Annotated in this window: 22 protein-coding genes; 16 read left to right on the top strand and 6 right to left on the bottom strand. The window is 53.6% G+C overall.

All coding sequences use genetic code 11. From position 1 onward, the window contains the following. The first annotated feature begins 23 nt into the window (after positions 1-23). Entirely contained in the window at positions 24-413 is a 390-nt protein-coding gene (gene rplQ, locus QUD59_RS06550; RefSeq protein WP_286240344.1) for a 50S ribosomal protein L17, read from the top strand. A gap of 138 nt (positions 414-551) precedes the next feature. Here rplQ and uvrA read toward each other — a convergent pair whose 3' ends face one another. Beyond that, a complete protein-coding gene (gene uvrA, locus QUD59_RS06545; RefSeq protein WP_286240343.1) occupies positions 552-3,380 on the bottom strand; it encodes an excinuclease ABC subunit UvrA in 2,829 nt (942 codons plus the stop codon). 195 nt (positions 3,381-3,575) lie between these two features. On the opposite strand from uvrA, the gene ssb reads away from it, so the two are divergent. After that, the gene (gene ssb, locus QUD59_RS06540) at positions 3,576-4,115 is read left to right on the top strand and encodes a single-stranded DNA-binding protein (RefSeq protein ID WP_286240341.1); all 540 of its coding nucleotides are present in this window, start codon (positions 3,576-3,578) and stop codon (positions 4,113-4,115) included. A 277-nt stretch (positions 4,116-4,392) separates the two neighbouring features. After that, positions 4,393-5,247, top strand: coding sequence for a dTDP-4-dehydrorhamnose reductase (gene rfbD, locus QUD59_RS06535; RefSeq protein ID WP_286240339.1), 855 nt, complete (start codon positions 4,393-4,395; stop codon positions 5,245-5,247). A 5-nt stretch (positions 5,248-5,252) separates the two neighbouring features. On the opposite strand, the gene QUD59_RS06530 is transcribed toward rfbD, so the two are convergent. Further along, on the bottom strand, positions 5,253-5,630 hold the full coding sequence (locus tag QUD59_RS06530; RefSeq protein WP_286240338.1) for a SirB2 family protein: 378 nt from the start codon (positions 5,628-5,630) through the stop codon (positions 5,253-5,255). 117 nt (positions 5,631-5,747) lie between these two features. Here QUD59_RS06530 and moaA point away from each other — a divergent pair, with 117 nt between their 5' ends. From moaA to QUD59_RS06495, 7 genes are all read left to right on the top strand, one after another. Beyond that, positions 5,748-6,752, top strand: coding sequence for a GTP 3',8-cyclase MoaA (gene moaA / locus QUD59_RS06525; RefSeq protein ID WP_286240337.1), 1,005 nt, complete (start codon positions 5,748-5,750; stop codon positions 6,750-6,752). A gap of 61 nt (positions 6,753-6,813) precedes the next feature. Next, positions 6,814-7,356 carry a molybdenum cofactor biosynthesis protein B gene (gene moaB, locus QUD59_RS06520; protein ID WP_286240336.1) on the top strand — a complete coding sequence of 181 codons (543 nt, stop codon included), beginning with the start codon at positions 6,814-6,816 and terminating at the stop codon, positions 7,354-7,356. A 2-nt stretch (positions 7,357-7,358) separates the two neighbouring features. Next, complete coding sequence (locus QUD59_RS06515) at positions 7,359-8,576, top strand: molybdopterin molybdotransferase MoeA (protein WP_286240335.1); 1,218 nt, start codon at positions 7,359-7,361, stop codon at positions 8,574-8,576. Positions 8,577-8,655: 79 nt separating this feature from the next. After that, the gene (locus QUD59_RS06510) at positions 8,656-9,777 is read left to right on the top strand and encodes a 1-acyl-sn-glycerol-3-phosphate acyltransferase (RefSeq protein ID WP_286240334.1); all 1,122 of its coding nucleotides are present in this window, start codon (positions 8,656-8,658) and stop codon (positions 9,775-9,777) included. Next, positions 9,774-10,253 carry a cyclic pyranopterin monophosphate synthase MoaC gene (gene moaC, locus QUD59_RS06505; protein WP_286240333.1) on the top strand — a complete coding sequence of 160 codons (480 nt, stop codon included), beginning with the start codon at positions 9,774-9,776 and terminating at the stop codon, positions 10,251-10,253. Before QUD59_RS06510 ends, moaC begins: the two co-directional genes overlap by 4 nt. Before the next feature lies 1 nt (position 10,254). Continuing rightward, complete coding sequence (gene moaD / locus QUD59_RS06500; RefSeq protein ID WP_286240332.1) at positions 10,255-10,506, top strand: molybdopterin converting factor subunit 1; 252 nt, start codon at positions 10,255-10,257, stop codon at positions 10,504-10,506. 2 nt (positions 10,507-10,508) lie between these two features. Then, a complete protein-coding gene (locus QUD59_RS06495; RefSeq protein ID WP_286240331.1) occupies positions 10,509-11,249 on the top strand; it encodes a lysophospholipid acyltransferase family protein in 741 nt (246 codons plus the stop codon). 60 nt (positions 11,250-11,309) lie between these two features. Here QUD59_RS06495 and fabB read toward each other — a convergent pair whose 3' ends face one another. The 3 genes from fabB to ispB form a co-directional block, all read right to left on the bottom strand. After that, a complete protein-coding gene (fabB, locus tag QUD59_RS06490; protein WP_286240330.1) occupies positions 11,310-12,527 on the bottom strand; it encodes a beta-ketoacyl-ACP synthase I in 1,218 nt (405 codons plus the stop codon). A gap of 149 nt (positions 12,528-12,676) precedes the next feature. After that, on the bottom strand, positions 12,677-13,192 hold the full coding sequence (gene fabA / locus QUD59_RS06485; RefSeq protein WP_286240329.1) for a 3-hydroxyacyl-[acyl-carrier-protein] dehydratase FabA: 516 nt from the start codon (positions 13,190-13,192) through the stop codon (positions 12,677-12,679). Between the two features lie 183 nt (positions 13,193-13,375). Further along, positions 13,376-14,344, bottom strand: coding sequence for an octaprenyl diphosphate synthase (ispB, locus tag QUD59_RS06480; protein WP_286240328.1), 969 nt, complete (start codon positions 14,342-14,344; stop codon positions 13,376-13,378). 242 nt (positions 14,345-14,586) lie between these two features. On the opposite strand from ispB, the gene rplU reads away from it, so the two are divergent. The 4 genes from rplU (at position 14,587) to proB (ending at position 17,681) form a co-directional block, all read left to right on the top strand. Further along, positions 14,587-14,898, top strand: coding sequence for a 50S ribosomal protein L21 (rplU, locus tag QUD59_RS06475; RefSeq protein WP_286240327.1), 312 nt, complete (start codon positions 14,587-14,589; stop codon positions 14,896-14,898). 26 nt (positions 14,899-14,924) lie between these two features. Next, positions 14,925-15,182 carry a 50S ribosomal protein L27 gene (gene rpmA, locus QUD59_RS06470; RefSeq protein WP_286240326.1) on the top strand — a complete coding sequence of 86 codons (258 nt, stop codon included), beginning with the start codon at positions 14,925-14,927 and terminating at the stop codon, positions 15,180-15,182. A gap of 138 nt (positions 15,183-15,320) precedes the next feature. Then, entirely contained in the window at positions 15,321-16,520 is a 1,200-nt protein-coding gene (cgtA, locus tag QUD59_RS06465) for an Obg family GTPase CgtA (protein WP_286240325.1), read from the top strand. 36 nt (positions 16,521-16,556) lie between these two features. Continuing rightward, the gene (gene proB / locus QUD59_RS06460) at positions 16,557-17,681 is read left to right on the top strand and encodes a glutamate 5-kinase (RefSeq protein ID WP_286240324.1); all 1,125 of its coding nucleotides are present in this window, start codon (positions 16,557-16,559) and stop codon (positions 17,679-17,681) included. Between the two features lie 72 nt (positions 17,682-17,753). On the opposite strand, the gene rpsT is transcribed toward proB, so the two are convergent. Next, on the bottom strand, positions 17,754-18,020 hold the full coding sequence (gene rpsT / locus QUD59_RS06455; protein WP_286240323.1) for a 30S ribosomal protein S20: 267 nt from the start codon (positions 18,018-18,020) through the stop codon (positions 17,754-17,756). A 244-nt stretch (positions 18,021-18,264) separates the two neighbouring features. Here rpsT and murJ point away from each other — a divergent pair, with 244 nt between their 5' ends. After that, positions 18,265-19,761: a murein biosynthesis integral membrane protein MurJ gene (gene murJ, locus QUD59_RS06450; RefSeq protein ID WP_286240321.1), complete on the top strand. Its 1,497-nt coding sequence runs from the start codon at positions 18,265-18,267 to the stop codon at positions 19,759-19,761. Between the two features lie 104 nt (positions 19,762-19,865). Next, a complete protein-coding gene (gene ribF / locus QUD59_RS06445; RefSeq protein WP_286240319.1) occupies positions 19,866-20,798 on the top strand; it encodes a bifunctional riboflavin kinase/FAD synthetase in 933 nt (310 codons plus the stop codon).

Below are 20,798 nucleotides of genomic sequence, written 5' to 3'. Positions count from 1 at the left end.
GACTGGTTTGGTAGGGATTTATCATGCGTCATCGTAAATCTGGTCGTAAATTTAGTCGTACCAGTGCGCACCGCAAAGCTATGTTTAAAAACATGGCAGTTTCTTTGTTCGAGCACGAGTTGATTCGTACAACTCTGCCTAAAGCAAAAGAGCTGCGTAGCTATGCTGAGCCGCTGATTACTCTGGCTAAGAACGACACTGTAGCGAACCGCCGTCTGGCATTCGCACGTACTGGCAGCAAAGTTGCTGTTGGTAAACTGTTCAACGAACTGGGCCCGCGTTACAACGCTCGTCCGGGTGGTTATGTTCGCATTCTGAAATGCGGCTTCCGCCCAGGTGACAACGCGCCAATGGCTTACGTTGAACTGGTTGATCGTCCTGCAGGTATTGCTGCTGACGAATCCGAAGATTAAGATTTCTTGATCATCAAAAAACCCGGCTTATGCCGGGTTTTTTATTGCCTGAAAAAAGGATGGGCGTGCTTTTTGAGTTAACGAAAGTAGAGGTTCTGGCGGGTAGCCGCAGAGCGGCGTACCGGCCTGCTTAACCCGCTATTGCGGGTTAAGCATCCCTTTAAGAAATCGTCCGGTATGCGATTCAGGATTGTCTGCCACCATCTCTGGTGTGCCTTCCGCGATGATGTAGCCACCTTTAACACCGCCTTCAGGGCCGAGGTCGACGATCCAGTCTGCGGTCTTGATCACATCGAGGTTGTGCTCAATCACCACGATGGTGTTGCCATGATCACGTAGCCGGTTGAGGACGTTCAGCAGTTGCTGAATATCGTAGAAATGCAGCCCTGTGGTCGGTTCGTCGAGTATATACAGGGTCTTGCCGGTATCGCGTTTAGACAGCTCTTTCGCCAGCTTAACCCGTTGCGCCTCACCACCGGAGAGCGTGGTTGCTGCCTGACCTAAGCGGATATAGGAGAGGCCGACATCGATCAGGGTTTGTAAGCGTCGTGCCAGCGCCGGGATTGCATCAAAGAATTCCCGGGCATCTTCGACCGTCAGGTCGAGTACCTCATGAATATTCTTGCCTTTATATTTCACCTCAAGGGTTTCCCGATTATAGCGTTTGCCTTTACAGACATCGCAGGGTACGTAAATGTCCGGCAGAAAGTGCATCTCTACCTTGATCACGCCATCACCCTGACAGGCTTCACAGCGTCCGCCTTTTACGTTGAAGCTGAATCTGCCTGGCTTGTAGCCGCGTGAACGGGCTTCCTGTGTGCCGGCAAACAGCTCGCGTACCGGGGTGAAGATGCCGGTATAAGTGGCCGGGTTTGAGCGGGGTGTCCGGCCGATCGGGCTCTGATCAATATCGATCACTTTATCGAAGTTATCCAGCCCTTTGATTGCAGCGTGAGGGGCCGGATCCAGTGTCGTCGCGTTATTCAGCTCCGTCGCCGCTACCGGGTAAAGAGTGTTGTTGATCAGTGTGGACTTACCGGATCCTGAGACACCGGTAACACAGGTAAACAGTCCGACCGGAATCTTAAGATCGACTTTATTGAGGTTGTTTCCTTCAGCGCCGATCAGTTCCAGCATCTTCTTAGGATCAGCCGGGTGGCGCTCTGAAGGGACGGCAATCTCTTTTGCGCCGCTGAGGTACTGCCCGGTAATCGACTCCGGATTGTTCATCACCTCTTCCGGCTTGCCGGCAGCAATCACTTGTCCGCCGTGGACTCCGGCACCGGGGCCTATGTCGATTACATAATCGGCCAGACGAATCGCATCTTCGTCGTGTTCCACTACAATGACCGTGTTCCCCAGATCGCGCAGATGTACCAGTGTATTGAGCAGGCGTTCGTTATCGCGCTGATGCAGGCCGATAGAGGGCTCGTCGAGTATATACATCACCCCTACAAGCCCGGCACCAATCTGGCTGGCCAGACGAATGCGCTGGGCTTCACCACCGGAGAGGGTGTCAGCATTCCGATCCAGTGAAAGGTATTCCAGACCGACATTAACGAGGAAGCTGAGGCGTTCGCGAATCTCCTTAAGAATCTTTTCCGCAATCTCGCCCTGTTTGCCGCTGAGGTGCAGTTGTTCAAAGTAGTTCAGGCTATCGCCGATCGGTTTGGTGACGATCTCGGGCAGGGTATGCTGGTCAATGTAAACGTGCCGGGCATCGCGACGCAGACGGCTGCCATGACAGGAGGGGCAGGGCTGCATATTCAGGTATTTAGCCAGATCTTCGCGAACGGTGTCTGACTCAGTCTCGCGATAGCGTCTTTCGAGATTATTCAGGACGCCCTCGAAAGGGTGAGCTTTATTGATAATATCGCCCCGATCATTGAGGTAGCGGAAGGTCACGGTTTCACTGCCGCTGCCCTGCAGTATCAGGCTCTGGTGCTTCTGGCTCAGGGCCTTGAACGGTGTGTCCATATCAAAGCCATACTGCTCGGCGACGGCTTTCAGTTGCTGGAAGTAGTAGAGACTGCGTCGGTCCCATCCGCGGATCGCACCTTCGGAGAGAGTCAGGCTATTGTCGTGCACGACTTTAACCGGATCAAAGTACTGCTTTACCCCCAGCCCGTCGCAGCTTGGGCAGGCGCCATGTGGATTGTTAAATGAGAACAGGCGCGGCTCAAGTTCCTGAATGCTGTGTCCGCACTCCGGGCAGGCAAAGCGGGCAGAGAAAATCAGCTCGTCAGCCTCGCCATCCATGTATGCCACTTTGGCGATGCCGTCGGTCAGGTTGAGTGCGGTTTCGAAGGACTCTGCCAATCGTGTCTGCAGGTCGCTGCGCACTTTGAAGCGGTCGACGACGACCTCAATGGTATGTTTCTTGTTTTTATCCAGCTCCGGGGCAGCATCCAGATCCACCACAATGCCATCAATCCGGGCACGGATGAAACCCTCGGCCCGTAAGTTACTGATCGTATGTAAGTGCTCACCTTTACGCCCCTGAATCACAGGAGCCAGAAGCATCATCTTGCTGCCTTCTTCCAGGGCGAGCACCTGATCTACCATCTGGCTGATGGTTTGTGCAGCCAGGGGGAGGTCATGATCCGGGCAGCGAGGCTCACCCGCACGGGCAAACAACAGGCGCAGGTAATCATAGATCTCGGTGATGGTACCCACGGTGGAACGTGGGTTGTGCGAAGTCGATTTCTGTTCAATGGAGATGGCCGGTGAAAGACCTTCAATGTGGTCCACATCAGGTTTTTCCATCATCGACAGGAACTGACGGGCATATGTGGAGAGCGACTCGACATAACGCCGTTGTCCTTCAGCATAGAGTGTGTCGAATGCCAGAGAGGACTTGCCGGAACCGGACAGACCCGTGATCACGATGAGCTTGTCACGGGGGATCTCCAGATCCACGTCTTTGAGGTTGTGGGTGCGGGCACCCCGTACCAGAATCTTATCCATATTGGTTCCTGAGCGGAGAAACAAAACACATCATTATAAAGAATTTTTACGTCCCCTGTAGGACTAAACCGGGTTTTGCTTCAGGCACTAAAACTGAGTGGCTGGCTATGGGAGTTAAGGCTGTCGCATGTTAAGCTTGAGCGTTATATACGCAGCCTGTTCGATCGGTTGTGAAGAAGCATTCTGGAGATAAAAATGGCACGTGGTGTTAACAAAGTAATTCTTGTGGGCAATCTGGGTGGTGACCCTGAAGTTCGGTATATGCCTAATGGCAATGCGGTAACCAACGTTACCATCGCAACCTCTGAATCCTGGAAAGATAAGCAGACCGGTCAGCAGCAAGAGCGTACTGAGTGGCACCGGGTTGTCTTTTTTAATCGTCTGGCGGAGATCGCCGGTGAATACATGCGTAAAGGCGGTAAAGTCTACGTCGAAGGTTCATTGCGCACCCGTAAGTGGCAGGATCAGAGCGGACAGGATCGCTACACAACCGAGATCGTAGCCAGTGAAATGCAGCTGCTCGACAGCCGCGGTGGCGATGGTGGTGGTTATCAGCCGCAGCAGCAGGGGGGGTACTCGCAGCAGGCTCCACAGCAGCAGGCAGCCCCGCAACAGGCACCTCAGCAGCAGTATGCACCGCAGCAGGCGCCGCAACAGCGTCCCGCTCCCCAGCAGGCGCCTGCACCACAGCCTGCACCGGGCTTTGACGATTTCGATGATGATATCCCGTTCTGATTTGAACGGTTTCTGTGAAAGCCCCCTCCTCAGGGGGTTTTTTTATGTCTTAACGGTGCACTTTAAAGGTTGTGGCGTGTCTGGCTCAGGTATATAACTGCCGGGCGCTTTAAGGTATATTTTTGCCGTGAGCCCTTTTCCGTCGGCGCAGTGGGTGTCTGCTCCGATGCATTGATTTTCTTCGTTGTTATCGTCTGTACACGGAATATGTGAGGTTATGGACCTGGATCTGCTTTTAAAGCCAGTTAAATTATTAATTACTGGAGCCCATGGCCAGGTGGGAACGGCGCTCAGCCGTATGGCCGCTAAAGATGGTTTCTTCGAGATTGTCGCCTTGGGTAAAGCCCAGTTGGATATCACCAACGAGGATCAGATTCAGCAGGCTCTGGCAGCGCATCTGCCGGATTATGTGGTTAACTGCGCGACTTATGATTACGTTGATCTGGCGGAGCAGAATCAGGCACTGTGTTACGGCGTGAACACGGATGCTGTGGAAAAGCTGGCGCGTGTTTGTGGCGATTTTTCCATCCCCATGTTTCACCTCTCCACGGATTATGTGTTCGATGGTCACTATGCCAGTGGTTACACTGAGGAAGATGAAGTAGCTCCCCTCGGTGTCTATGGTGATAGTAAGTGGCAGGGTGAAGAGCGCCTGCGACAGTTATTGCCCAGACATATCATTCTCCGGGTCAGTTGGCTGTTTAGCGAGCAGGGAGATAATTTTGTCCTGCGTACGCTGGAAACTGCCCGTAAGCAGAAAGTAATGGAAGCGGTGAGTGACCGCAGAGGTTGCCCAACTGCAGCCTCAGATGTCGCCCGGGTGATTCTGGCGATGCTGAAGCAGATTCACAACGGTGCTGACGCCTGGGGTACTTACCATTACTGCGGCGCTGAGATCATTAATCGTTACGACTTCTGTAAAGAGATTCTGATTGCCGCGGGGAGTTATGAAAGCTTTGAGGTGGAGAAACTGGTGCCAATCTCCGGCAAGGATTATCTGACCGAGGCGTTACGTCCGAACACCTCGGTCCTGACCTGTCGTAAGCTTCTCAGTGTGTTTGGTATCCGTCAGCGCCCCTGGCGCCACGAGCTGCAATGGCTGATGCGGATAATGTACAAACACAAAGATTAGCCGGTTCAGCTCCAGGGCAGCGGATTGTGGCTGACTGCGACACTGGCAATATAGGCGAAGCAGAGCAGTGCGCCCAGAAAGGCCAGTGCTTTGGTTCCGCGGCTTTTTCCTCGTTTGATCGCAACCGTGCCCAGCCCTATGTAGAGTAACAGGCCGATCACTTTGGCGGTAAGCCAGTGATCAACAAAAGGATACTGCTGTAGCAGGATGGCCAGCGTGATGGCGCTGATCAGCAATACGGTATCGATAATATGCGGTAGTATCTTTACCCAGCGCATTTTCAGTAATTGCGGCAGGAAAAGTGACCAGTAGCCCCGCAGCAGAAACAGGCAGAGGCTGAGGGCGATACTGGTGAGGTGGATATGCTTGATAGCCAGATACATTGGACTTCCTAAGTAGACTGTTGTCGGCTCAGAGTATAACTGTTGCCGGGCGAGATTTATGCTATTTTACAGTTCACTTGTCCTATTAATATGATTACCAGTCAGTCGTGGAAATTGATGTCTGATCGCACAAATACTCCCACTAAACTTGTCGACCGTTTCGGTCGTACCGTTGACTATATACGCCTGTCGGTGACTGACCGTTGCGATTTCCGCTGTGTCTACTGCATGGGGGAAGATATGACCTTTCTGCCCCATGCTCAGGTACTGACGCTTGAGGAGATCGAGCAGGTTGCGGCTGCGTTTGTCTCTCTGGGGGTGAAGAAGATCCGTCTGACCGGTGGCGAGCCGCTGGTGCGTCGTGAGGTGATCAAGCTGATTCAGGGTATCGGGCGTCTGGATGCGGAGCTCGCCATCACTACGAATGGCTCGCAACTGACGGATATGGCCCCTGCGCTGAAGCAGGCCGGTGTGAATCGCCTGAACATCAGTATCGACAGTTTGCAGGAAGAACGCTTCCGTAACATGACCCGTACCGGAAAGTTACCTAAAGTGCTGGCTGGCATCGATGCGGCGGTAGCTCAGGGCTTCGATCGGGTGAAGCTGAATGCGGTAGTCATGAAAGGCCGGAATGACGATGAGGTGCTCGATCTGGTCGAGTTCGCCCGTAATAAAGGCGTTGATGTCAGTTTTATTGAAGAGATGCCTCTGGGGCAGATCGCTGAGCATGACCGCTCCGAGGTTTATTGCTCCAGTGACGAGGTCCGGGCGATTATCGAACCACGTTACCCGTTGCAGGCAAGCACGGAACGAACCGCAGGCCCCTCCCGCTATTACCGGATGGCTGACAGTGACAGCCGTGTCGGTTTTATCTCACCGCATAGTCATAACTTCTGTTCTGAATGTAACCGGGTTCGGGTTACGGTTGAAGGGCGTCTGTTGCTCTGTCTTGGCAACGAGCACTCGGTTGATCTGCGCGAAACCCTGCGGCGTTACCCGGGTGATCAGGAGCGCCTTCGTCAGGTGATTATTCAGGCAATGGACCTGAAACCGGAGAAGCATGAGTTTGATCTCGATGACGAACCGCAGATCCTGCGATTTATGAATATGACCGGCGGCTGACTGCGTTATCCCCAGGCCGCGTCCGACTATCCCCTGAATACTTACGTTTAAGGAAACAGCGATGTCCCATACCCCTGCGAAAGCTGAATTTGTCCCACTGAATATTGCGGTACTGACGGTATCTGATACCCGGAGTCTGGATAACGATACATCAGGACAGGCTCTGGTGGACAGGCTGGAGGCTGCAGGTCATTGCCTCGGCGCGCGGGAGATTGTGAAAGATGATGTCTATCAGATGCGAGCGGTCACCTCGCGCTGGATTGCCGATCCGGAGATCCATGTGATTGTCTCCACCGGGGGTACCGGCTTTTCTGGTCGTGATTCCACGCCGGAGGCAATGGCACCGTTATTTGATAAAACCATTGAGGGATTTGGTGAGTATTTCCGTCAGGTTTCGGCGGGGCAGATCGGAACATCTACGATCCAGTCCAGAGCCTTGGGTGGTCTGGCCAACGGTACGGTGATTTTTTGTCTGCCGGGTTCCACCGGTGCCTGTCGCACCGGCTGGGATGAAGTGATCGCTGAGCAGCTCGATCATCGGCATAAGCCCTGTAACTTTGTCACCCTGATTCTCAAACACCTTCAGGATCAGGCGGAGTCCTGAGTATGGCCAGTTGCGATACTCAGCCGGGCCTGATCCCCTTTGATGAGGCGCTGCAGCGTTTGCTGCAAGGTAGCCAGTGTGCAGTAGAAACGGAGCTGGTCGCGCTGCATGAGGCAGCAGGGCGGGTATTGGCAGAATCGCCCATGGCATCTGTGGCAGTGCCGCCGGCAGATAACAGCAGTATGGATGGCTATGCACTGAATACAGCCGATCTGTCTGATCAGAATGCTGTTATTCCGGTGAGTCAGCGGATTCCGGCAGGTACGGCGCCACAGCCATTGCTGCCGGGCAGTTGTGCCCGTATTTTTACCGGTGCAGAGATCCCGCCCGGAGCGGATGCGGTGGTGATGCAGGAGAATACCCGGGCTCTGGACCGGGGAATTCAGCTAACTCAGACGGTCAGCGTGGGTGAAAACATCCGCTGTGCCGGACAGGATATCCGGCAGGGGCAGGAGGTCTTGCCTGCGGGGCAGCGTCTGCAACCTGCCGATCTGGGCATGCTGGCGTCGGTCGGGCTGGCTCAGGTTAAAGTATACCGACGTCTTCGTGTAGCCATTTTATCCACAGGCGATGAGCTGGTGGAGCCGGGGAGTCCACTGGCGGCAGGGCAGATCTATAACTCGAACCGCTATATCCTGACAGGCCTGCTGGCCGGGCTCGGCATGGAGCCGGTTGATATTGGCTGTGTGGCTGATACCCGGGAAGCGACACTGGAAGCGCTGCAGAGAGCGGCCTCAGGTGCTGATGTGATTATCAGCACCGGGGGTGTATCTGTGGGTGAAGAGGATCATGTCAAAGCCTGTGTCGAACAGCTTGGCTCGTTGTCGATGTGGAAAATCAAGATCAAACCGGGTAAGCCGGTGGCCTACGGTGAAGTGCAGGGTACCCCGTTTCTGGGGTTGCCGGGTAATCCTACCTCAACGCTGGTTACGTTCTGTCTGCTGGCGCGTCCCTGTCTGCTGAAATTGCAGGGCGCCGGGTTTAAACCACCGCTGACACTGCAACTGCCCGCTGGTTTTAGTCGTGGTCGCAAAAATCAGCGTCAGGAGTATTTGCGGGTTCGTGTCGAAGAGGGGGCGCTGGTGCCTTTTTCCAATCAGAGTTCAGGTGTCCTGATGTCCGCCAGTTGGGCGGATGGTATCGCGGTGATTCCGCCTGAGACCGAAGTGCGTCAGGGTGATCCGACCGCGTTTATTCCCTTTTCTGAGCTGCTTTTCTGATCCGTGTGGATTTCCCCTGCATAGGTAGTGGGAAAACGGTAAAATAGCGCCAAATTTTTAAAGCATACCCGAGGAACGAATGACCGATCAGCAGGACCCGTATAAAGAGATCCGGCCCTATCACGATGATGAAGTGGCCGATGTGCTGACCCGTATCCTTCATAATGATGAATTTGTTTCTGCGGTCACCCGATACCAGTTTCCCCGAATGTCCGCCAGCCTGGGCTGGTTGCTGAAGCCGTTTGTGCGTATTGCCCTGGCTGCTAAGGTGGGCGAAATCGACAGCGTCTATGAGTTTCAGATGCTGGTGGCGAACTATATGAAGAAGATGATCGCCCGCACCACCACTCGCCTGACCTGCAGTGGCATTGATCAGCTCGATCCGGAAGAGGCCTATCTGTTCGTCTCCAACCATCGTGATATCGCAATGGATCCGGCTTTTGTTAACTGGGTCCGGCACCAGTACGGTATGGATACGGTGCGGATTGCGATTGGCGATAACCTGCTGCGTAAGCCCTATGTTTCCGACATTATGCGGCTGAACAAAAGTTTTATCGTGAATCGCTCGGCGACCGGTCGTGAGATGATGAAAGCGCTGACCGAGCTGTCCTCCTACATTGATCACAGTATTCAGGGCGGGCACTCCATCTGGCTGGCGCAGCGTGAGGGGCGGGCTAAAGATGGTAATGATGCTACCGACCCGGCGATCCTTAAGATGCTGTACATGGCTCACCGTAAATCACGCAGTTTTGCCGAGCAGGCAAAGCGGCTGAATATCGTGCCGGTCTCTATCGCCTATGAATATGATCCCTGTGATGCGCTAAAGGCGAATGAGCTGCATGCTAAAGCGACGGAAGGGGCCTATGAAAAGTCCCAGTACGAGGATATCTCGAGTATTGTGCGTGGAATAACCGGGGAAAAAGGCCATGTGCATGTGGCTTTTGGTGAGCCCGTTGAAGCGGACTTTGATACACCTGAGGCTTTAGCGGAAGAGATCGATCGACAGATTATTCTTAATTATCACCTCCATCCTTCGAACCTGCTGGCGGCAGGGAAGGGTGATTCGGATGCTGTCAGTCCGGAACATCAGCAGGCTTTTGAAGGCCGTGTTGCACAGGTTTCCGCCGGTGCTGATGAGATCCTCCGGCAGATGTATGCGAATCCGGTGATTAATCAGCAGAAGCTGAGGGGAGAGTTATGAGCCGTCTGACCCATCTGGATGAGCAAGGTAACGCCAGTATGGTGGATGTATCCGAAAAGCAGGTTACTTTCCGCGAAGCGGTAGCTTACGCTGAGGTGCAGATGTTGCCGCATACTCTGAAGCTGATTACCAGCGGTGGCCATAAAAAAGGCGATGTGCTGGCCGTCGCACGTATTGCGGGCATTCAGGCAGCGAAGCGGACCAGTGAGCTGATCCCGCTGTGTCATCCGTTGATGCTGAGTAAAGTGGCGGTAGAGCTTGTGCCGAATGAAGCGTTGAACCGTGTGGAGATTACTGCGACCTGTAAGCTCTCCGGCCAGACGGGCGTCGAAATGGAAGCGCTGACCGCAGCATCGGTTGCCGGGCTGACTATCTACGATATGTGTAAAGCAGTAGATAAAGGGATGGTGATCAGTTCCGTCAAATTGCTGGAAAAGAAAGGTGGTAAAAGCGGCCACTGGAAGGTGGAGAAATAAGATGGTTAAAGTGATCTACTTTGCCAGCCTGCGTGAGCGTCTTGGGGTGGCTGAAGAGAGTGTTGAGTTGGGCAATTCAACCACGGTTGGACAGCTCCTTCAGACGCTGGCAGAGGCACATGGTGAATTGTGGCATGAGGTTCTGTTACAGAGTCAGGTACTGAGTGCCGTGAATCAGGAGATGTGCGATCCGGACCAGACGATTGCGGACGGTGACGAAGTTGCCTTTTTTCCGCCAGTGACCGGGGGATAATCATGTCACAGCCAAAACCCAACCTGTTTCATGCCCTGCGCGCTTGTCTGTTTTATGCCGGGTTTTACCCGTTAACCGTTGTGCATGCCACGCTGTCCCTGTTGTTGGCACCGGTGATGAACTTCCGCCAGCGTTTTGGCTTTGTCACGCTGATTAATTACTTCTATATGTTCTGGCTGCGGGTTTGCTGTGGTGTCGCTGTCAAAGTGACCGGGCGTGAGAATCTGCCGGCTGAGGGGGCCTATGTCGCAATAGCGAACCATCAGAGTGAATGGGAGACTTTGTTTCTGCAGACATTGGTGCGACCGCAGTGCACGGTACTGAAAAAAGAACTGCTGAAAATACCGTTTTTCGGTTGGGCGCTTGGCCTGTTAAAGCCGATAGCGATCGATCGCAGTCAGCGCCGTGGCGCACTGAAACAGTTGCTGACGGAGGGTAAAGAGCGGCTTGAAGATGGTATTCCGGTGATTATCTTTCCGCAGGGTACCCGGGTTCCGGTAGGTAAAACCGGCAAATTCAACAAGGGTGGTGCCATGCTGGCCCTGAGTGCGGGTGTACCGCTGGTGCCGATGATCCATGATGCGGGTTTCTACTGGCCGGGAAAAAGTTTTGCCAAGCTGCCCGGTACCGTTCAGGTGCACGTGGGTGAACCTATTCCTGTGGAAGGACGCAGCGTGGATGAGATCCATCAGGATATGGTTGAATGGCTTGAGCAGCATATGCAGCAACTGAAGATTATCTGAGGTTGCCACAGAAACAAAAAAACCGCCAGAAGGCGGTTTTTTTATGCATGGATCAGCGAATTAGCTGTCCATTTTCTCGAATACCAGTGTGCAGTTGGTGCCACCGAAACCGAAGCTGTTGGACATGACCCGTTTCAGGTCGACATTTTCCTGTTTGGTTACAGCAATCGGCATGCCTGCTGCTTCAGGGTCCAGCTCGTCGATGTTGGCGGAGGCTGCGATAAAGTTGTTTTCCTGCATCAGCAGGGAGTAAACCGCTTCCTGTACGCCTGCGGCACCCAGAGAGTGACCGGACAGAGATTTGGTTGAAGTAACGGTTGGCATTTTGTCGCCAAAGGCTTCTTTCATCGCTTTCAGTTCCTGCATATCACCTGCGGGTGTGGAGGTACCGTGAGCGTTGATGTAGTCGATATCGCCATCGACGGTTGCCATCGCCTGTTTCATGCAGCGTGCAGCGCCTTCACCGGAAGGTGCCACCATATCGTAACCGTCAGAGGTTGCACCGTAGCCAACCAGCTCTGCGTAGATTTTAGCGCCACGTGCTTTAGCGTGTTCCAGCTCTTCAATCACCAGAATGCCTGCGCCGCCGGAGATGACGAAACCATCGCGGTTTGCATCGTAGGCACGGGAAGCTTTTTCCGGGGTTTCGTTGTATTTGCTGGACAGTGCGCCCATGGCATCAAACATCGCTGTCTGAACCCAGTGCAGTTCTTCACCACCGCCGGCAAAGACGATGTCCTGTTTGCCGAGCTGGATCTGTTCTGCCGCGTTACCGATGCAGTGTGCGCTGGTCGCACAGGCGGAAGTAATGGAGTAGTTAACCCCTTTGATCTTGAACGGCGTAGCCAGACAAGCAGAAACGGTTGAGCCCATGGTGCGGGTTACGCGGTATGGACCTACACGCTTAACGCCCTTCTCACGAGTGATATCAGCGGTTTCAACAATGTTGTCTGCAGACGCACCACCGGAACCTACGATCAGACCGGTGCGTTCGTTAGAAACCTGGTCATCGCTGAGGCCGGAGTCTGCGATAGCTTCCTGCATAGCAATGTAGGTGTATGCCGCAGCATCACCCATAAAGCGTAACAGTTTGCGATCGATCTTCTCAGAGAAATCGATATCGATGCTGCCGGCTACCTGGCTACGGAAACCGCGCTCTTTGTAGTCTTCCTGGAATTTGATGCCAGAACGACCCTGCTGCAGTGATTCCAGAACAGCTTCTTTATCTGTACCCAGACAAGAAACAATTCCCATACCAGTAACAACAACGCGACGCATGTGCTTCTCTCTCTTTTCTATAATTAGGCTGCCTATTTTCCGTGAATCAGGGGCGTTTTGCCACCTGAATCGTGAAAAAACTCTACGGCATATATACGAAAGGCCCTGAAATCAGAGCCTTAGTTTACAGAACTTATATTTGTTCGGGTTTAGAAACTGTCCGTTGAGGTGAACAGTCCTACACGCAGGTCTTTTGCGGTGTAGATTTCACGACCATCGACAGACATGCTGCCATCGGCGATACCCATAACCAGTTTGCGCTCGATAACGCGCTTCAACTGGATGTGGTAAGTCACTTTCTTGGCGGTAGGCAGTACCTGACCGAAGAATTTTACTTCGCCGGAGCCCAGTGCGCGGCCGCGGCCCGGGTTGCCTTTCCAGCCCAGGTAGAAGCCAACCAGTTGCCACATAGCATCAAGGCCCAGACAACCAGGCATAACCGGATCTTCCTCAAAGTGGCAGCCGAAGAACCAGAGATCAGGGTTGATATCCAGCTCGGCTACAATTTCGCCTTTGCCAAATTCACCACCGTCTTCAGTGATTTTCAGGATGCGGTCCATCATTAGCATGTTACCGATCGGCAGACGCGCATTGCCCGGTCCAAACATTTCGCCGTGACCGCAGGAGAGCAGTTCATCGCGATTAAAAGAGGAAGGTCTTGTCATTAGCTTCTGTATATCCGGTTTTTATAAGTCAAAATATCGCGCAATTATACAGACATGAGGGGTCGTAGGCACGATCTGAGTCATGTTTATTCGGCAAAAAGTTGTCCATTTTTGACTAATTGCTCAGAACAAACGCTATTTTCTCGGTTATCTGGCTTGAAAAAAGGGCGTGTCGCCCATGTTTTAGTGATTTCGCTTAACCGCGATATCAGCCAGTTGCACCAGCGTTGCCTTAAAGGAACTCTCAGGCAGTACGTTCAGAGCGGCGACAGCTTTGTCCGCTTCCTGACGGGCTTTTTCCTGAGTGTACTCAATGGCGCCGGTCTGCTGAACGATCTCCATGATCGGGTTCAGGTCATCCAGTCCACCTTTACGGATCGCCTGTCGGATCAGTTGGCGCTGCTCTTCGTTGCCTTCACGCATGGCGTGGATCAGTGGCAGTGTCGCTTTACCTTCGGCCAGATCATCGCCGACATTTTTACCCATCTCTTCAGCGCTGGAGAGGTAGTCCATCACGTCGTCAATCAGCTGGAAGGCAGTGCCCAGGTGTAACCCGTAGAGGCGCAGTGCCTCTTCAGCCGGCTCATCTGCATCAGCCAGAATGGCGCCCGCCTGAGTGGCTGCTTCGAACAGCATTGCGGTCTTGCCAAGAATGACCTGCATATAGGCTTCTTCGGTGGTGTCCGGGTTTTTCGTGTTCAGCAGTTGCAGGACTTCGCCTTCGGCGATCACGTTGGTGGCGTTAGAGATCACCTGCATGATCTTCATGGAGCCGATCTCAACCATGATCTGGAATGCGCGGGAGTAGAGGAAGTCGCCAACCAATACGCTGGGTGCATTACCCCATTTGGCGTTGGCAGTGTCTTTGCCCCGGCGTAGCTCTGAGTTATCCACCACGTCGTCATGCAGCAGGGTAGCGGTGTGGATAAACTCGATGATCGCTGCCAGAGGAACATGTTGCTGGCCCTGATAGCCTGCTGCATTGGCGGCCAGTAGCACCAGTAGCGGGCGCAGACGCTTGCCGCCACTCTCAACTATATAGTGACCGATTTTTTCGACCAGCGGGACGTTAGAGCCGAGGTGGTTGATGATGTAATCGTTTACGGCTTCAAACTGTGGCTCAATCACTGGGTTGAGTTGGTGTGGTTGCATAATATAACGACTGCTCAGGCGAATAAAAAACTATAAGCGCGCATGCTAGGGGGCGGCTTCCGAGCTGTCAAGAAATGAACAGGAAGTGAGCATTTAAAGCGGGGTAAATGTTGTAGAGATCGGCTGTTTACTATATAATCGCGCGCCCTGACCCATCCAATATCCGCTCCCTACCATATGGTGAAGCCATTAGAAGTAGGTACCTTTTTTAGTAGCTGGGTGGGCAAATTACGGAGAAAAACATGTACGCAGTAATCGTAAGCGGTGGTAAACAGTACCGCGTCCAGGAAGGTGAAACCCTGAAACTGGAAAAACTGCAGGCTGAAGCTGGTGCAAACGTTGAGTTTGACCGTGTTCTGCTGGTAGGCAATGGCGATGACATCAAAATCGGTGCGCCGGTTGTTGATGGTGCTAAGGTAACTGCTGAAGTTGTTCAGCACGGCCGCGCTAAGAAAGTTGAGATCATCAAGTTCAAGCGTCGTAAGCATCACATGAAGCGTCAGGGCCACCGTCAGTGGTTCACTGAAGTAAAAATTACTGGCATTTCTGCCTAATATTAACCTGGTTGGGAGTTAGATAGATGGCTCATAAGAAGGCTGGTGGTTCTACTAAAAACGGTCGCGATTCCGAGTCGAAACGACTAGGTGTCAAGCGTTTCGGCGGTCAGGCAGTTGTTGCTGGCAACATCCTGATGCGTCAGCGCGGAACTAAGTTCCACGCTGGTGAGAACGTTGGTTGCGGTAAAGACCACACTCTGTTTGCGAAAGCAGACGGCGTAGTTAAATTTGAAGTTAAAGGCCCACAGAAGCGTAAATACATCTCTGTTGTATCTGCGTAATTGACGGTTTTTAACCTTTAAAAAGCTCCGCCACGGCGGAGCTTTTTTGTTTATGATATTGCGGGAATCTACTCGTGGGTCTTGGTCTGTGCAGGGCTTATCGGTAGATTTCCTGGTACGAACTTTTGGGGAGATAAGATGAAATTTGTCGATGAGGCAGTCATCACGGTTGAAGCAGGTAAGGGTGGCAATGGTTGCATGAGCTTCCGGCGTGAGAAATATATCCCCAAAGGCGGCCCGGATGGTGGTGATGGCGGTGATGGTGGTTCGGTGTTTTTTCAGGCGGACGAAAACCTGAATACGCTGATTGATTACCGCTTTACCCGTCATTATAAAGCGCAGAACGGTCAATCCGGCATGGGGCGTAACTGCACGGGTGCAAAAGGTGAAGATCTGATTCTGCGTGTCCCTGTGGGTACCACAGTGGTGGATACCGATACGGACGAAATTCTGGCGGATCTGACCGAAATCGGGCAGATCGAAAAGATTGCTCAGGGTGGTTTCCATGGTCTGGGTAATACTCGTTTTAAGAGTAGTGTGAACCGTGCGCCGCGCCAGACAACTAAAGGTTCTATAGGTGAAACCCGTAACCTGAAGCTGGAGCTGAAAGTGCTGGCGGATGTGGGTCTGCTGGGATTGCCGAATGCGGGTAAATCAACGCTGATTCGTGCGGTATCTGCGGCTAAGCCGAAGGTGGCTAACTACCCGTTTACCACGCTGGTTCCGAATCTGGGTGTGGTGCGTATCGAGAAGCATCGCAGCTTTGTGATTGCAGATATTCCCGGCATCATTGAAGGTGCGGCAGAGGGCGCGGGTCTGGGTATTCGCTTCCTTAAGCATCTGGCGCGTAACCGTATTCTGCTGCATCTGGTGGATATGGCGCCCTGGGATGAAGTGACCCCGGAAGAGGCTGCGCAGGTAGCGGTGGGTGAGCTGGAAAAATTCAGTCCGACTCTGGCAGAGCAACCGCGCTGGCTGGTTCTGAATAAGCTGGATATGGTGCCTGAGGAGGAGCGCGAAGCGCGCTGTCAGGCAGTGATTGATGCGCTTGAATGGGAAGGGCCGGTTTACCGTGTGTCTGCGCTGAGTCAGCAGGGTACCGCTGAGATGATGCGGGATATTCAGGCGTTTCTGGATCAGCGTCTTGAAGCGATTGAGGAAGATCCTTCTATTCTTGATCAGGAGCAGGCGATTCGTGAGCAGGTGGATGCTGAGGCGCGTGAGCGGATTGAGCAGATGCGTGCTGAGATGCGTGCGCGTCGTGAACAGGATGATCTGGATGATGACGACTTCGATGACGATGATTATGATGTCGAAGTTGAGTGGGTGCGTGAGTAGATTGCTGGCTCAATAGCCATGGGTTAGAGGTGTTAAGTGACCTTAGGTAGGAATAAGCTCAAGGCAAGTCGCCGTTGGGTGGTGAAAATTGGCAGTGCCTTGCTGACCAATGATGGACAGGGGCTGGACCTGCAGGCGATCAGTCGCTGGGTTGACCAGATTGCAGCGTTAAAGGCGTCGGGGCTTGAGGTGGTACTGGTCTCTTCGGGTTCGGTGGCAGAAGGGATGAATCGTCTCGGCTGGTCTGATCGTCCGCATGAGATTTATAAGCTGCAGGCGGCGGCTGCGGTCGGCCAGATGGGGCTGGTTCAGGCCTATGAGGCTAATTTCAAGCGCCATGAAACACATACGGCGCAGATACTGCTGACCCATGAGGATCATTCCAATCGCAAGCGTTATCTGAATGCTCAGGCGACTCTGCGAACACTGCTGGATTTTGGTGTTGTACCGGTGGTTAATGAGAATGATACCGTGGTGACCAAGGAGATTCGCTTTGGTGACAACGATACGCTGGGTGCGCTGGTAGCGAACCTGGTTCAGGCGGATGCGTTGATACTGCTGACAGACCAGAAAGGTTTGTTTACGGCAGATCCGCGGCATAACCCTGATGCGACCCTGATCTCTGAGGCGCGCGCCGGTGATCCTGAGCTGGAAGCGGTGGCGGGTGATGGCGGCAAGCTGGGTCGTGGTGGCATGGCGACCAAGGTGCGTGCGGCTAAACTGGCGGCGCGTTCCGGTGCGGTCACTGTGATTGCCAGTGGGCGTGAGGAGGATGTGCTGCTGAGGCTGCGTCAGGCTGAGCAGTTGGGGACATTGCTGGTGCCTGAGGCTGAGCCGATGGTGGCGCGAAAACAGTGGATTGCCGGGCATCTGCAGGCGCGAGGTACGCTGGTTCTGGATGAGGGTGCGGTACGTGCCCTGAAAGAGCGGGGTAAGAGCTTGTTGCCGGCGGGGGTTAAAGCGGTCAGTGGTGATTTTTCCCGTGGTGAGATGGTGATTCTGACGGATGAGTCTTCCCGGATTGTAGCGCGCGGACTGGTTAACTACGGCTGTGAAGATGCTCAGAAGATTATCGGTAAGGCCAGTCGGGAGATCGAGTCGACTCTGGGCTTTATGGGAGAGGAAGAGCTGGTGCACAGGGATAATCTGGTGCTTGCCTGATCTGGCCCGGGGCAAATTGGAGACATAAAAAAACCGGCAGCCGCCGGTTTTTTTATGTCTGGTTGGATGCGATTAAGCAGCCAGACCAGCGATGCGCTTGCTCAGGCGGCTCTTAGTACGGGCGATCTTGTTCTTGTGGAAGATGCCTTTAGTAACAGAGCTGTCCAGAATTGGCTGTGCAGTTTTGAAAGCTTCCTGTGCAGCAGTCTGATCACCAGCTTCTACAGCGGAAACGATTTTTTTGATGTAAGTGCGTACCATGGAACGCAGGCTAGCGTTATGCTGGCGACGCTTCTCTGCCTGGCGAGCACGTTTACGAGATCCTGCGGAATTTGCCACAGTCCGGCTCCTTTAAATAAGTTAAGAATAAAATTCGGCCTTTGCGCCGAAAAATCAGAGGCGAGATTATTCATATTTGTGCCTTCGCTGTCAATAAAACTGAAGAAATTTTCTCGTTCAGCGAGTAATATGCGCCTTTATATGAGTCCCGTTCATTTAACTTCGGATCAGGCCTGTGGCAGCAGAACCTTCTAATGTAAAAAAATCAGCCGGATTGCTTCGTTCCAGTGTCGTGGTTGGTCTGATGACGATGCTGTCTCGGGTGCTGGGGCTCGCCCGGGATGTGATTGTTGCCGGTTACTTCGGGGCCAGTGGCAGTGCCGACGCCTTTTTTGTCGCGTTTAAAATTCCTAACTTTCTGCGCCGTCTGTTTGCAGAGGGGGCTTTCGCCCAGGCGTTTGTGCCGGTGTTGTCCGAGTATCGTACCCAGCGTGATCTGGCTGCCGTTCAGCAGTTGGTGAATTATGTGGCCGGCACACTGGGTAGTGTGTTGATTGCACTGACGGTGCTGGCGGTGATCGGGGCGCCGATGCTGACCGCCCTGTTTGCGCCCGGTTTTTATCTGCAGGATCAGGCGAAGTTCGATCTGGCTGCGCAGATGCTGCAGATCACCTTCCCCTATCTGTTGTTGATCTCGTTAACCGCGTTTGCCGGTGCCGTGCTGAATAGCTACGAACGTTTTGCGGTGCCCGCTTTTACGCCGGTCTTGCTTAATATCTCTCTGATCGGATCGGCGGTATTTCTCAGTCCGCTGTTTGACCCGCCGGTGCTCGCACTGGCCTGGGGGGTGATGATTGCCGGTGTCCTGCAACTGGTGTTTCAGTTGCCGTTTATGGCTCGTCTGAAACTGTTGCCCAAGCCACGTTGGGGCTGGCAGGATGAGGGCGTGCGGCGGATCCTGAAATTGATGCTGCCTGCGCTGTTTGGTGTCTCAGTGGCACAGATTAATCTGTTGCTGGACACCGTGCTGGCGTCGTTCCTGCAGACCGGGAGTGTCTCCTGGTTGTACTACTCGGATCGTCTGGTTGAATTGCCGCTGGGCGTGTTCGGTATCGCTATTGCGACTGTGGTACTGCCCAGTCTGTCGCGTAAACATGCGTCCCGCTCGGCAGAACATTTCTCCTCGACACTGAACTGGGGTATGCAGATGGTCTTGCTGATCGGTCTGCCGGCGGCGGTTGCTCTGTTTGTTCTGGCGGAGCCGATGCTGATTACGCTGTTTCATTACGGCGCTCTGACCGACAGGGATGTGATGATGGCGGCGATGAGCCTGCGTGCCTATGCCTGTGGTTTGCTGGCGTTTATGCTGATTAAAGTGCTGGCGACCGGGTATTTCTCCCGTCAGGATACTAAAACCCCGGTGAAAATCGGCATACAGGCTGCTATTGCTAATATGGTGTTTAACCTGATTCTGATCGGCCCTCTGGCACATGTGGGGCTGGCGGCCGCGACCGCGATGTCGGCGTTCCTTAATGCCGGATTGTTGCTTTACGGACTGCGCAGGGCCGGGGTGTTGAACTGGAGTCCGGGCTGGGGCGCTCACCTGTTGCGGATGTTACTGGCTAATCTGGCGATGCTGGCAGTGCTGCTGTTGCTGGCTGAAGAGACCACTTTGTGGCTGGAGATGAGTCTGTGGCAGCGGGTATTACAGATGGCGATTCTGGTGGTGGCCGGTGCCGTGACCTATCTGCTGGTGATAATTGCGGCCGGATTAAGGCCCGGGCACCTGCGACATAGCTGAATTTTCAATTGCTGCGGCCTTTCAGTCCCTGTCAGAACTACAGGTTGGACACTATCTGAGCTATAATGCCGCGTTTATTTTTTCAGGGCTGGTAAGAGTAACTGATGGAGCTGATTCGCGGATTACATAACCTGCGTGAGAAACACCGGGGTTGCGTGGCAACGATCGGTAATTTTGATGGCGTCCATCTTGGGCACCGTCAGGTTCTTGAGCAGGTCAAAGCTAAGGCGCGGGAGTTAGGTCTGCCGTCGGTGGTGATCAGTTTTGAACCGCAGCCGCAGGAGTTTTTTGCCGGCGATAAAGCGCCGCCACGACTGACCCGTTTCAGCGAAAAGTATCGTTTGCTGCAGGCTGAAGGAATCGATCGTCACCTCTGTCTGACTTTTAATGATCGCCTGCGGGCCATGTCCGCTGAGCAGTTTGTGGATGAACTGTTGTTGCGCGGCCTTGCGGTACAGCATTTTGTTGTGGGAGATGACTTTCGTTTCGGCTGTGATCGCAGTGGTGATTACTCTATGCTCAGAGAGACCGGCGAAAAACATGGTTTCACCGTGGTGAATACCGCGACTTTCTTCAGTGAAGGGGAGCGGGTGAGTAGTACCCGGGTCCGCAATGAGCTGATGGCGAACCATCTGGATACCGCTGAACAGTTACTCGGCCGTCCATATACCGTCAGTGGCCGGGTGATGCATGGCCAGAAGCTGGGCCGGCAGTTAGGTGTGCCTACGGCGAATGTACGGATGCACCGTTTCCCCTGCCCGTTGCGCGGCGTTTATGCCGTAGAGGCGCGTCTGGGCGGACAGATCATTCAGGGAGTCTGCAATGTAGGCTTGCGGCCTACAGTGGGTGGTCAGCAGCCGGTGCTTGAAGTGCACCTGTTTGAGTTTGATCAGGATATTTACGGTCAGTTGATGACCGTGGAGTTTAAGCAGTTTATCCGCGCCGAACGTAAGTTCGATGGGCTGGAACAACTGAAACAACAGATTTTTACAGATATTGATGATGTGCGGGCTTACTTCGCCCGTACCCGTAGTTAA

Origin of the sequence: Neptuniibacter halophilus (genome assembly GCF_030295765.1) — a bacterium.
Classification (GTDB): Bacteria; Pseudomonadota; Gammaproteobacteria; order Pseudomonadales; family Balneatricaceae; genus Neptuniibacter; species Neptuniibacter halophilus.
Note: the sequence above shows the minus strand (reverse complement) of the source record. Positions and strands in the feature narration are given on the sequence as shown.